The organism is Polaribacter sp. HA6-7 (assembly GCF_055693625.1).
Genome location: NZ_CM146338.1, coordinates 911,732 through 925,768 on the forward strand (window position 1 = coordinate 911,732; position 14,037 = coordinate 925,768).

At 29.4% G+C, this 14,037-nt stretch carries 4 protein-coding genes and 4 pseudogenes; 3 read left to right on the plus strand and 5 right to left on the minus strand.

Annotated elements, in window-relative coordinates; translation table 11 throughout:
• Window position 1 precedes the first annotated feature (1 nt).
• The 5 genes and pseudogenes from ACZ1HD_RS05100 to uvrA all read right to left on the minus strand — a co-directional run bounded on the left by ACZ1HD_RS05100 (window position 2) and on the right by uvrA (window position 11,724).
• A pseudogene (locus tag ACZ1HD_RS05100) lies at window positions 2–2,435 on the minus strand (zinc-dependent metalloprotease).
• 133 nt (window positions 2,436–2,568) lie between these two features.
• Window positions 2,569–5,021, minus strand: a pseudogene (locus ACZ1HD_RS05105) (alpha-ketoacid dehydrogenase subunit alpha/beta).
• A gap of 277 nt (window positions 5,022–5,298) precedes the next feature.
• On the minus strand, window positions 5,299–8,112 hold the full coding sequence (locus ACZ1HD_RS05110; protein ID WP_472688815.1) for a gluzincin family metallopeptidase: 2,814 nt from the start codon (window positions 8,110–8,112) through the stop codon (window positions 5,299–5,301).
• Between the two features lie 31 nt (window positions 8,113–8,143).
• Window positions 8,144–8,851 carry an LOG family protein gene (locus ACZ1HD_RS05115; RefSeq protein WP_472688816.1) on the minus strand — a complete coding sequence of 236 codons (708 nt, stop codon included), beginning with the start codon at window positions 8,849–8,851 and terminating at the stop codon, window positions 8,144–8,146.
• A 50-nt stretch (window positions 8,852–8,901) separates the two neighbouring features.
• Window positions 8,902–11,724, minus strand: a pseudogene (gene uvrA, locus ACZ1HD_RS05120) (excinuclease ABC subunit UvrA).
• Window positions 11,725–11,897: 173 nt separating this feature from the next.
• On the opposite strand from uvrA, the gene ACZ1HD_RS05125 reads away from it, so the two are divergent.
• From ACZ1HD_RS05125 to ACZ1HD_RS05135, 3 genes and pseudogenes are all read left to right on the plus strand, one after another.
• Window positions 11,898–12,119 carry a PspC domain-containing protein gene (locus ACZ1HD_RS05125; RefSeq protein WP_077808815.1) on the plus strand — a complete coding sequence of 74 codons (222 nt, stop codon included), beginning with the start codon at window positions 11,898–11,900 and terminating at the stop codon, window positions 12,117–12,119.
• A 3-nt stretch (window positions 12,120–12,122) separates the two neighbouring features.
• Window positions 12,123–13,123 (plus strand): annotated as a pseudogene (locus ACZ1HD_RS05130) (potassium channel family protein).
• Complete coding sequence (locus tag ACZ1HD_RS05135) at window positions 13,124–14,023, plus strand: SDR family oxidoreductase (RefSeq protein WP_340934444.1); 900 nt, start codon at window positions 13,124–13,126, stop codon at window positions 14,021–14,023.
• Window positions 14,024–14,037 lie beyond the last annotated feature (14 nt).

Consider the following 14,037-nt stretch of genomic DNA (forward strand, 5'->3'; position numbering starts at 1 on the left):
ATTACTTTGGATCTAAAATGTTGTTAATATTTACAATTAAATCTTTGTAATGATACTTAGATATTTTATTTATAGCTCTTTTACTTGCAGTGTTTAACTGGTATTTTAATGTTGTTAATTCTCCTCTAACAATTGAAGAAATATCTGTACTTTTTGCAGATTTATCACTCATTAACGAACCTAATCTTTTGATAAAAGATTTTTGAAGTTTTCTTCTTTGTAAGTCTACGTTTTTAGTACTTCTAGCTTCAGAAAATATTCCTATACGTAAATCGCTTATCATGTCTGATGCAGGATAGAAATTATCTTGAATAACTTCTGCTTCAATCATTCTTTCTAAAGTTCTATAATTTAATAATGTTGCTAGATTTCTGTCTTGATAACGACCTAACTTTTCTGTATAGCCTGTTTCATCTATCTTATTAAGAATGTTTTTATCAAGTAACCAATTCTGAGTTTTAAATACGTTATTTAATAACCAATTTAAAGATTCTTTTTGAACGTTTTTAGAAACTGGTACATAAATAGCACCTTGTTGAGATGGTTTTTTGTTGAATTCGTATACTCCACCAATATTACCAGTAACATGACCAACATAACGCCCCCAAACACTTAGTAATTCACCATATAATTCATTTAAATCTTCGTAATTATTTGTTTGATTAGAAGTCCAATTAGGTAAATTTTTAGCAACAATTTTTAAGTTTTTTACTCCGTATGTGCTAGATTTAACTTGATCGTTACCAATTCCTTCGGTTTGTGCAGATGGATCAAAACGCTGGCCACCAAATCGATAAATTGGGTTATTTCCTTTTTCTTCAATCCATTTGTCTAAAGTTTTAACTTCTTGTTCTGGTGATGTAACATTTGGTATTTTTCTGTAACCCCAGTTAATTGCATAATGGTCGTAAGGACCAAGTTGTCTAATAAAACGTATGTTTTTATCACCTGGTTGTGCAACATAATTATATCTTGCGTAATCCATAATTGTTGCTGCAATTCCGTTTTTTTGAGTAAAATCACCAGATCTTAAAGAATCTGTTGGATAAGCATAACTAGCAGCCATGTTGTGAGGTAAACCTAAGGCATGACCAACTTCATGAGCAATTACCATGCGCATCATGTCGCCAATTTCTTCATCTGGAGTGTCTAAAGTTCTCGCAGAAGGATTCGCAGCACCAGTTTCTAGTAAATATCTATTTCTGTAAGAACGTAAATGATTGTGGTACCAAATAATATCACTTTCTAAAATTTCACCAGATCTTGGGTCAGAAACACTTGGTCCCGTTGCATTTCGTGTTGTACTTGCCACGTATCTAATAGAAGAATAACGAATATCTTCCATACTAAATTCGGGTCTTCTTCTTTTGTTGGAGGCATTTTTGCCATAATTGCATTTTTAAAACCAGCAGTTTCGAAAACTTTTTGCCAATCATCTACACCTTGTTTTATATATTTTCTTAGTTTTTCTGGTGTTGCAGGGTCTAAATAATAAACAATCGGTTTAATTGGTTCTACTAATTCTCCTCTATTATAAGCAGCTTCATCTTTTGGTTCTAACCTCCATCTTCTTATGTATCTTTTGCTGTCTGCTTTTAAGGCTTCAGAACTATAATCTACATTACCAATTGTAAAATAACCAACTCTTTTGTCGTAAACTCTCGACATCATTGGTTTTTCCGGTAATAAAATCATCGATTGATTAATTCGCATAGAAATCGTATTTGTATTTCTATTACTTGGCGGTGCATCAGCATCAAATGTAAAATCTTGAATTACCTCTATGTTTTTTGGGTAGCTTTTAATGCTACTGATAAAGCTTCTAGAAGCATCTAATCTTCTTACTTTGTAGTTTTTTCTGTAATATGATGGTAAGCCAGAAATTGCTTTAACATCTGTAGAGAAAAACTTAGTAACATCTACTAAAACTGCAGTAGAGTCGATGTTTTGAGATTTTACATCAAAAGCATAAATTATTGGTTCTAAATTGTTTGCTTTTACAGATTTGTAAATAGGTAAATTATCTTCTGCAATAGCATTGTAAGATTTTACTTTTAATAAGATTTTGTTTTTATATTTTTCCCAAACAATAACTTGTGTGTTAATTTTAGAACCAGCATTTACATAACCACCACCTAAATTAGCAGGAATTTCTTTAATTCTAGTAACTAATAACATTTCTTTACCTAAATATGAATTAGGAATTTCATAAAGAAATTTATCTTTATTTTCATGTACTTTAAACAAACCATCGTCAGTCTTTGTGCTTTTTTTACAAAGTCTGAATATTTAGGAGTTTTACTTTTTTTAGGAGCTTTGGTTTCTGTTTTTTTCAGTTTTATTTTTTTCTTTAATTTAATTCGACCACTTTGACTAAATAAGTCGGATGTGAAAAGGAGTGAAGTAACTAATGAAAATAAAATTATTTTTTTCATAATAGATTGGTTAATTATTTAATCTACTAAATTATTAAAATTAGCTGAAGCAGATTCTTATATTTCTGTTAAAAAAGAACCTCAAAAAACAGTAGTTTTTTGAGGTTTTCATAAATATTAAAAGAAAATATTTTTAATACAAACTTTTATATTTGTTTGGATTCGATTCGTGCATAATATCATAAATCTTTTCAAAAATATCTTCTGCAGATGGTTTAGAGAAATAATCTCCGTCTGTACCATAAGCAGGTCTATGTGGTTTAGATGCTAATGTAGCTGGTTTGCTGTCTAAATATTGATATCCGTTTTGTTTTTCTAAAATTTCTTGCAATATATAAGCAGATGCTCCACCTGGTACATCTTCGTCAACAACTAATAATTTGTTAGTTTTAGCAAGACTTTTAACACAATCAGAATTTAAATCAAAAGGTAACAAGCTTTGTGCATCTATAATTTCTATATTAATACCTACTTGTTGTAATTCGATAGCAGTTTCTTGCACAATTCTTAAAGTAGATCCGTAAGAAACAACTGTAATATCTGTACCTTCTTTAACAGTTTCTACATAACCAATAGGTGTTTTAAATTCTGCTAAATTAATAGGTAATTCTTCTTTTAATCTATAACCGTTTAAACATTCTACCACTAAAGCAGGTTCGTCTCCTTCTAGTAAAGTGTTGTAAAAACCAGCAGCTTTGGTCATGTTTCTAGGAACTAAAACATGCATTCCTCTAACGTTATTAATAATACCACCCATTGGTGAACCTGCGTGCCAAATACCTTCTAATCTATGACCACGAGTTCTAATAATTAATGGTGCTTTTTGTTTACCAAAACTTCTATAATGTAAGGTTGCTAAATCATCACTCATAATTTGTAAAGCATACAATAAGTAATCTAAATATTGTATTTCTGCAATCGGTCTTAAACCACGCATTGCTAATCCAATACCTTGTCCTATAATTGTAGCTTCTCTAATTCCTGTATCAGAAATTCTAATATCGCCGTATTTTTCTTGTAAACCTTCTAAACCTTGATTTACATCACCAATAAAACCAGCGTCTTCACCAAAAATTACAACTTCTGGATGCTTCTTTAAAATTGCATCAAAATTATCTCTCATTACAATTCTTGCATCTACCAAGTTTTGTTTTTGAGCATAAACAGGTTTTTTTGCGCTTACATTTAAAGCACTGTAATTACTCTCGCTATACAGATAAGAAGAATATTTATAAGCTGCTGCCTCAATCGTTTTTTTAATAAAGTTTTGAAGTTCTATTTTTTCAGAAAATTCTTCATCCTTTAAATAACGAAGTGTTTTTCTAGTTGCAATTAAAATATCTTTTCTAATTGGTTCAACTAGTTTTTCTAAATCGTTTTTATATTTTGTAATAAACGCGCTGTTTTTACTTTTTTAGCAACTCTGTCTAGTAGATTTGCCGCAATTTTTACTTCTGCAATTAATTCGTTATTGTAAGCGTTCCAAGCATTTCTTTTTGCAGTAGTAACTGTTTTTTTAGCTTCTTTTTCTAGAATGATTAAATCAGCTTCAGAATCTACAAAACGTAAAGTTTCCCCGTTTTCTGTTTCTAATTCAAAATCTAAAATCCATTTTCTCATTTTAGCGATACAGTCGTGTTCTTTTTCCCACTGTAATCTTTCTTTTCCTTTATATCTCTCGTGAGAACCGGATGTAGAGTGTCCTTGAGGTTGTGTTAATTCTTTAACATGAATTAAAACAGGTACATGTTCTTCTCTAGAAATTTTAGCCGCTTTATTATAAGTGTCTATTAATTTTACATAATCCCAACCATTTACTACAAAGATTTCATAACCATTGGCATCGTTGTCTCTTTGAAAACCTTTTAAGATTTCAGAAATACTTTCTTTTGTAGTTTGATGTTTTGCGTGAACAGAAATTCCGTATTCATCATCCCAAACACTCATAACCATTGGTACTTGTAAAACACCTGCAGCATTAATTGTTTCGAAAAATAAACCTTCACTTGTACTTGCGTTACCTATTGTACCCCAAGCAATTTCATTACCATTTTTAGAAAAGTTGGTTTTGTGTTGTACACTTTTTTCGTTTCTATAGATTTTAGAAGCTTGCGCTAAACCTAATAAACGAGGCATTTGACCTGCAGTAGGAGAAATATCTGAACTAGAGTTGTATTGTTCTGTTAGGTTTTTCCAGCTACCATCTTCATTCAAACTATGTGTGGCAAAATGCCCACCCATTTGTCTACCAGCAGACATTGGTTCTATATCGATATCTGTATGAGCATATAAGCCAGCAAAAAACTGTTGTGCAGTTAACTCGCCAATTGCCATCATAAAAGTTTGATCTCTATAATAACCAGATCTAAAATCTCCTTTTTTAAAGGCTTTTGCTAAGGCTAATTGAGGCACTTCTTTACCGTCACCAAAAATTCCGAATTTAGCTTTACCAGTTAAAACTTCTCTTCGACCAAGTAAACTACATTCTCTACTAATTTTAGCAATTTTATAGTCGTTTAAAACTTCTGCTTTAAAATCTTTAAAAGAAAGTTCTTTTGTATCTTGAGTAAGTGTTTTCTGAGCCATATTTTTCTTGAATTATACTTTTGCAAAAGTAGTCATTTTAGTTGATATTTAAAAATTTCTTATTTATTTAGTAATTTATCAACAAATTAATGTTTTTAGTTTAAAATTTTACGAATAATTAAATTTTGTAGATTTATTTTAAAAATCTGTACGAAATAGAAGTAAATGAAGATTATTATAGAATAACCTAAAATTTAATTAAACATTCTTAAATGCTTAAGTAAAGAAAAATGTGTGTTAAAGTTGTTTTAAAATTAGAGGAAGTTAGAATTGGTTTTTACAAAAATCCTCGTCTAAAGAAATTGTAAATAGAACCTAAATCACCTGTAAAAGTAAATCTAATTTTTTGAGGATATGCTTCTTGTGAAACCTCCCAGCCGTTATTAGAGTATAGCGGTAAATAGATTTCAAAAATATTATGAATAAAGTTTAAACGGATTCCGTTTTCATAACCAAAAAATAAATATTGGTTTTTATTTTTAAGGAAAGCAACATCATTGTAAAACTCGACCCACCTCCATAAACCAATGCTAGAGTTTAAAGATAACATATATTGATTAGCAAATCTTGTCGGTAAAACAGACTTAAAACCACCTTCTGTAATAATATATTGTTGGCTAAAAATACCGTAACTTTCTGATCGACCATAGTAATTTAACTCAAATAAATAGTCGTTAGCTCTATCTAAACCAAAGCTAAAATAATCTCCTTCAGATTTATTATGAAGAAATACGCCCGCAAAAACTCTAAAATCTAACTGAGTGTCTGATGTTGTTAGCTTTCTAAACCTATAATCTGCAGAAATCTTAGAGAAATTTTTTGCAACTTCTCCTGTAAAACTATACCTAGTTTCATCAATTATGTCAGGATTGATATAATTATAGCTTAAACTAAATACATTGTAATTATCTTGATCTGTTTTTGTTTCTAGCGGAGAAATTTCTTTATTAATATGAACAATTTTCGCTCTTAAATTTTCTGTACTTGCATCTCTTAAAGATTTTCTTTTAAATTGAATATCTACATATGGTATTAAAGAGCTGTAAGATAATTCCGGTGCATATTGTAATGTGTTTCCGGCAATACCATATGCAATTTTATAAATGTTAGTTTCTTCAAAAAACTGATTAAAAGCTACAGAAAAAGAACCATTTATCATTTTACTTCTAGTAGCATAACCTGGCGAAATTTTAAATTCTAAATTTCTTTTAATAATAGGCTTATTATGTAGTTTTACGCCTAAAATTAATCCATCGTAAAAATTGTATCCAAAACTAGGTTGATAAAAAATTTGATTGTAATTTGGTGCTTTAACATCTTTAATCAAAGAAAATTTTAAAGGTTTGTTAAATAATTTTCGCTTTACGTTGTAATAATTATCTAACGTATTGTATTCCGGATAAATATTTTCGTAGTTTAAAGCAATTTGGTCAAATTTACCTTTCGGAAGGGTAGTGGTAAGTGTGTCGGAAACGTTAGTAAACCATTCTTTATATTTTATTTCTTTATTTTTTATTCCGTATAAAGCAATAGGAGCCGTAATATTTCTCTTATTTTTAATTGTAACTTTTAAGCTGTCATTAGTTTCTTTAACTTTATCGATAGTATAATCTATCTTTTTGTTAGTTTTTATAAAGTCTTTAAAAAACCAAGAAATGTCTTTTGAAGTATTCTTAGTTAGAATATTTTTAAAGTCAGAATCGTTAGTAACTTTAAGTTTATTTTTTTGATAAAATTCTTTGATACTTTTATTTAAAATAGCTTCACTTAAAAAACCTTTTAAATAGGTAAAACCTAAACCAGCTTTATATTTGCTTACTATTCTTCTGTTAAAGTTCGATAAAGAATCTGCAGGAGTATTTAAGGCTTGATCTAAAAATCGTCCGGCAGTAAATTGATATACAAATGGATATTTTTCGTTAAACTGAAGTTTAGAAATATTAAATCTTTTTAAAAACCAAGAGTTAGATGCTTTTCCTAAAAGTTTAATTTCCGGATAAAATTTATTTACATACTCAATCATCAAATAATTTTGCAAGCCATCTATTAACCAATAATCTTTTCTTTCATTAATTAGCAGGGTTTGTTGTAAATATTTTTTTGATAAAACTTTAAATAGGGTTAAATCTTGTTTAAAAACATCAGAAAAGGGTCTAATAAAATTAGGTAGTTGCGTCAATCCGTAAATAGGATTTTGTTTACGCATTACTTCATCAATAAAAATTTTATCAGTAGGTAAAACTCCTAAATATGATGTTAAAAAACTTAGCTCTCTATTTAAGATTACTTTTGTGATATTTTCGTTGAAATCTTCCTGTATAATATCAGTTTGAATTTCATGACTATCTGTATGAAATTTTTTAAAAGTATTTTTTCTTTGGATGTCTAAAATAACATCTTTTTGGTTTTTACCATAAAGGTTGTAGGTAGTAAAAACGCCGTCGATATTTGTTTTTTGTTGTTTTAAACTACTTGTTAAGTTAAGGTAATTTGGTAATTTAAACTGAATGTTAAAAGTAGTATAATCTTCAAATAAATCGTTAAGATTTAAGTTGCTCATTAACTGCCAGCCATTTTTATAAATTGCAGGTGTTAAATACCAGTATCTTAATCTGTATCCGTTATTATATTTACCGTAACCTGTAAATTTAGAATTCGGGATTTTTAAAATATAAGTAACATTAATTCTTGTACTTTCTTTCGGTTTTAATGGTTTGTCAAGAAATAGCTGTAAGATATCTTCTTTGTTTTCGAGCTCTTTATAAACAATATTATTAAAATTTATTGTAATGTTTTTGATGTCTGAAAAACCTAAATCTTTTTGATTTGCAAAATATAAGTCTTTTCTAAAATCTTGAATAAAACGTTTTGAAAGTGGAGTTTTTCGATCTTTAAATGCGTTACCCCAATTGTGAAGAAATATGTGATTTAATTCTTGATTAGAAGTGTTTGTGTAAACAATTTCTTGTTGAATCATTAATTTATCTTCATCTACATTTAAAGTGGCTTTAATATTAATTGCATTTTGTTGTGCTAAGTTAAAGCCACTATAAAGTAGTATGAAAAATAGTATGTAAACTTGTTTTTTCAATAAAGGTAAACTAATAAATCTTTAATTAATTTTAGAAGTTTGGTTTAAGCTGGTATTTTGCGTAAAATTTATTAAAGTGTTCAACAGCTTCTTCTGCAGTATCTACCACTCTAAATAGACTTAAATCTTCTAAACCAATATTTTTTTCTGTAATTAGCGTGTTTTTTATCCAGTCTAACAATCCGCCCCAAAATTTAGAACCAACAAGTACAATTGGAAAACGGCCTATTTTTTTAGTTTGTATAAGTGTAATTGCTTCAAAAAGTTCATCTAAAGTTCCGAATCCACCAGGCATCACTACAAAACCTTGCGAATACTTAACAAACATAACTTTACGCACAAAGAAATAATCGAAGTCTAAACTTTTTCCTGGATCAATCCAAGGATTGTCATGTTGTTCGAAAGGTAATTCGATATTTAGACCAACAGATAGTCCTTTGCCTCTGTTTGCTCCCTTATTACCAGCTTCCATAATTCCAGGCCCACCACCAGTAATAACACCAAAACCTGCTTGCGTTAATTGAAAACCAATTTCTTCTGCTAATTTGTAATATGGATGATCTGGTTTTGTTCTTGCAGAACCAAAAATAGAAACACAAGGACCAATTTTACTTAATTTTTCGTATCCTTCTACAAACTCTGCCATAATTTTAAATATAGCCCAAGAATCGTTTGTTTTAATTTCGTTCCAAGTTTTAGTTTGTAGTTTTTCTTTTATTTTTCTATCGTCATTTGTCATTTTAAGTATATTTTATTTATTGTATCATGCTTTTAAAAAAGAAAAGCCTGCTAAATTAGTAATTTTTTTAAGAATTTGGCGGTGTAACTAGTTTTATGTTTTGCAATTTCTTCTGGTGTGCCAGTAGTTAAAATTTTACCACCTTTTTTACCGCCTTCCATACCAACATCAATAATGTAATCTGCTAATTTTACAACATCTAAATTATGTTCTATAATTAAAACGGTATTACCTTTATCTGCTAGTTTATTTAAAACTTCCATTAGCACTCTAATGTCTTCAAAATGAAGTCCGGTTGTGGGTTCGTCTAAAATATAAAAAGTATTACCTGTGTCTCTTTTGGATAATTCTGATGCTAGTTTAATTCTCTGCGCTTCTCCACCGTGAAAGTGTAGTAGATTGTTGCCCAAGTGTTATGTACCCTAAGCCAACATCTTTGATGGTTTTAAGTTTTCTATGGATTTTAGGAATTTTGATAAAAAACTCTGTTGCGTCTTCAATAGTCATTTCTAAAATATCAGAAATAGATTTTCCTTTGTATCTAATTTCTAAAGTTTCTCTATTAAAACGTTTTCCTTGGCAAGTTTCACATTCTACTTGTACGTCCGGTAAAAAGTTCATCTCAATAACTCTAACTCCGCCACCTTGGCAAGTTTCGCATCTACCACCTTTAACATTAAAAGAAAATCGACCAGGTTTGTAACCTCTGATAGAAGCTTCAGCGGTTTTTGCAAATAAACTTCTAATTTCATCAAAAGTTTTGGTGTACGTTGCTGGATTAGATCTAGGAGTTCTACCAATAGGAGATTGATCGATATCAATAACTTTATCAATATGTTCTAAACCTTCAATTTTTTTGTATGGCATTGGTTTTTTAACACCTCTGTAAATATGGGCGTTTAAAATTGGGTATAGAGTTTCGTTGATTAAAGTCGATTTTCCACTTCCGTAAACTCCGGTAACACAAATCATTTTACCTAAAGGAAATTCTACAGATACATTTTTTAAATTGTTACCTGTTGCTCCTTTTAACTTGATCTTTTTTCCGTTACCTTCTCTTCTTTTCTTAGGAACTTCAATCTTTTTCTTCCTGTGATATAATCTGCTGTAAGTGTTTTTTGTTTTTTTAATTGACTAAATGTTCCTGCGGATACGATTTCGCCACCATGTTTTCCGGCTCCTGGACCAATATCAAAAACAAAATCTGCTTTTTCAATCATATCTTGGTCATGTTCTACAACTAAAACAGAATTACCAATATCTCTAAGTTTAACTAAAGAGTCTATTAATTTTTCATTATCTCTCTGATGTAAACCAATACTTGGTTCATCTAAAATATATAAAACACCAACAAGCTGAGAGCCAATTTGAGTTGCTAATCGAATTCTTTGCGCTTCTCCACCGAGATAAAGATTTAGAAGTTCTGTCTAAGGTTAAATAGTCTAAGCCAACGTCTAATAAAAACTGAATTCTAGTTCTTATTTCTTTTAAGATTTCAGAGGCTATTTTTAGCTGTTTTTTAGTTAAATCTTTTTCTATGGTTTTAAACCATTTAGCAAGTTCTGTAACATCTAATTGTGCTAAATCGCTAATGTTTTTATCTAAAATTTTAAAATGTAAAGCTTCTTTTTTTAATCTTTTACCATGGCAAGTAGAACAAGTAACTTCGTCCATAAAACCTTTTGCCCATCTTTTTATAGAAGTACTTTCTGCACTCTTGTACTGGTTTTCAATAAATGCGACAATACCTTCAAAATCGATTTTGTAATTTCTTCTTACTCCAACAGTTTTAGATTCTATTTCAAAAGATTCGTTACCGCCATTTAAAATAATATCTAATGCTTCTTTAGGAATATCTTTAATAGCGTCTGTTAGTTTAAATTTATAACGTTCCGCAATATTTTGAATTTGTTTAAAAATCCAACTGTTTTTTTGTTCTCCAAGCGGAACAATTCCTCCATTTTTTATAGAAATAGAATCATCCGGAATCACTTTAGATAAATTAATTTCATTAGTCAATCCTAATCCGTTACAAGAATTACAAGCGCCTTTAGGTGAGTTAAAAGAAAAAGTGTTTGGTTCTGGATTTGGGTATGCGATACCGGTTGCAGGACACATAAGTTCTCTACTAAAATATCTTGGGTTATTGTCTTCAACATCAATAACCATCATTATATTGTTACCGAATATAAGGCTGTTTTTATAGTTTCATCTAAACGTTTTTCTACGGATTTGTTTACGGCTAAACGATCGATTACAACCTCAATATCATGAGTTTTGTATCTGTCTAGCTTCATTCCTTTTTCAATTTCTTGAATTTTACCATCTACACGAACTCTTAAAAAACCTTGTTTAGAAATTTGTTCGAATAATTCTCTATAATGCCCTTTTCTAGATTTAATTAAAGGTGCTAAAACGGCAATTTTTTTGTTATTAAAATCTTTTAAAATAAGATCTTTAATTTGCTCATCAGAATAACTTACCATTTTTTGGCCCGTGTTATATGAGTATGCTTCACCAGCTCTTGCAAAAAGTAATCTTAAAAAATCATAAATTTCTGTTATGGTACCAACAGTAGATCTCGGACTTTTATTTGTTGTTTTTTGTTCGATAGATATTACGGGCGATAAACCATCAATTTTGTCAACATCGGGTCTTTCTAATCCTCCTAAAAATTGTCCGGCATATGCAGAAAAAGTCTCTATATAACGCCTTTGTCCTTCAGCATAAATAGTATCAAAAGCTAAAGAAGATTTTCCGCTACCACTTAAACCAGTTATAACTACTAGTTTTTCGCGAGGAATTTTTACATCAATATTCTTTAAATTATGAGCCCTTGCTCCGTAAACTTCTATATATTCTTGGTCTTTCAAATGTGCCTTATTTTTCAAAAAAAGCAAAGTTAATCATTAGAAATTTAATTTAAGAATCAATCTAAAAACCTTTATAAATGTTTTTTAACTAGTTTTAAGATGTTTAAGAAATAAAAAATCTTCCTTTTAAAAATGTAAAATAGTATCTTGCGATATATTTAATTTGGTAAATAATGATAGACAGTATTCGTCATTTTTTTGAAAGAAATGGATTTGGAGTCTTTTCTAGATTGGCAGATAGATTAGGGATGAGAGCATTAAACGTTCGTTTATTCTTTATTTATGCTACATTTTTTACTGCAGGTTTGTCTTTTGGCTTGTATTTAACAATGGCTTTTATTTTAAAATTAAAAGATATGATTTACACCAAAAGAAGTTCGGTTTTTGATTTGTAAAATATGAAGTTTCTAAAATCGAAAATAAATAAAATTGCTTTACTAGTTATGTTAATAATTGGTGTTGGTACAATTGGTTATATGTCGCTTTACTGGCTATAATTTTGTAGATGCACTTTATATGACAGTAATTACTGTAACAACGGTAGGTTTTGGTGAGTTGCAGCCTTTTTCACCTGAAGAAAAAGTATTTACAATTTTTTTAATTTTAACAAGTATTACCATTTTTGGTTATGCGGTTTCTTCGTTTTCAGAATATTTGGTTAGCGGTAAATTATTTCAACATTTTAAACACAGAAAAGTGGAAAAACAAATAAATCATTTAAAAAACCACACTATTGTTTGTGGTTACGGTAGAAATGGTAAGCAAGCAATATTAAAATTAAGAAACTACAATAAAGAATTTGTTGTTGTAGAAAAAGATAAAGAAATGATTTCTTTTCTAGATTCTGAAGGGATTTTAAATATTGAAGGTGATGCAACTTTAGATGAAACATTATTAAAAGCCGGAATCGAAAAAGCCTCTTTTTTGATAACAGCTTTACCTTCGGATGCGAATAATTTGTTTGTTGTATTAACAGCAAGTCAATTAAATAATAAGTGTACAATTATTAGCAGAGCCTCTAACGAATCTTCTTACAAGAAATTAAAGTTTGCCGGTGCAAATAATGTAATAATGCCGAGATAAACTTGGCGGAAATCATATGGCGTCTTTGGTTACAACGCCAGATGTTATAGAATTTGTAGATAGATTAACTATAGAAGGTGAAACAACTGCAAACCTAGAAGAAATAGCTGTAAACGATTTGCCATCTAAATTTATAAATAAAACTATTTTAGATTTAGACTTAAGAAAACAAACTGGTTGTACTGTAATAGGATTTAGAAATCCGGATAAAGATTATGTAATCAATCCAGAGGCAAATATCAAATTAGTAGAAAATTCTCAACTAATTGTTTTGGGTAGGCCGGAGCAAATAATTAAACTAAGACAAATCTTTTAAATGAAAAAAGTAATTATTACAGGTAGTAATGGTTTGTTAGGTCAATCTCTACTAAACTTATTACTCAAAAATAAAGATGTGTATGATGTTTATGGTTTTTCTAAAGGAAAAAACAGAAGCGGAAGAGAAGATTTTAAGTACTCGTCAATAGATATCACTAATAAAATTTTATTAACTGATGCTATTCTAAAAATTAAACCAGATTTTATTGTAAATACAGCAGCTATGACAAACGTAGATGCTTGTGAAGATGCCAAAGAAACATGTAACGAGTTAAATGTTTTAGCGGTAGAATCGTTAAAAGATGTTTCAAAAAAACTTAAAATTCATCTAATTCATATTTCTACGGATTTTATTTTTGATGGCAAAAAAGGATACTATAAAGAGTCTGATATTCCGAATCCTTTAAGTTATTATGGTGAGTCAAAATTAAAATCTGAACAAGTTTTACTGAATTCAGAAATAGATTTTACAATCTTAAGAACAATTTTAGTATATGGAAAAGTTTTTGACATGAGTAGAAGTAATATTGTACTTTGGGTAAAAGAAATGTTAGAAAATAACAAAGAAATTACAATTGTTGATGATCAATATAGAATGCCAACTTATGTAGAAGAATTAGCATTAGCTTGCAAGGTTGTTATTGATAAAAAAGCAAAAGGAATTTTTAATATTTCTTCGGATAAACTGCTTAGTGTTTTTGAAATCGCACAAGAAATTGCAGAGGTTTTTAACTTAAGTAAAGATTTAATAAAACCAATTTCCACCAAAACTTTAAATCAAAAAGCTTTAAGACCTGCAAAAACAGGTTTCGACTTAACTAAAACGAATAAAGAGTTAGGCTTTAAAACAAATTCTTTTAAAGTAGATTTACAAAAGTTTAAAGAAACGTTGTCATAAAGTTACTTTTAACG

Bases quoted from the DNA above. Each gene is read 5' to 3' on its own strand.
- ACZ1HD_RS05115 (WP_472688816.1), bottom strand. From the start codon at position 8,851: ATGACAAATGACGATAGAAAAATAAAAGAAAAACTACAAACTAAAACT.
- ACZ1HD_RS05125 (WP_077808815.1), top strand. From the start codon at position 11,898: ATGATAGACAGTATTCGTCATTTTTTTGAAAGAAATGGATTTGGAGTC.
- ACZ1HD_RS05135 (WP_340934444.1), top strand. From the start codon at position 13,124: ATGAAAAAAGTAATTATTACAGGTAGTAATGGTTTGTTAGGTCAATCT.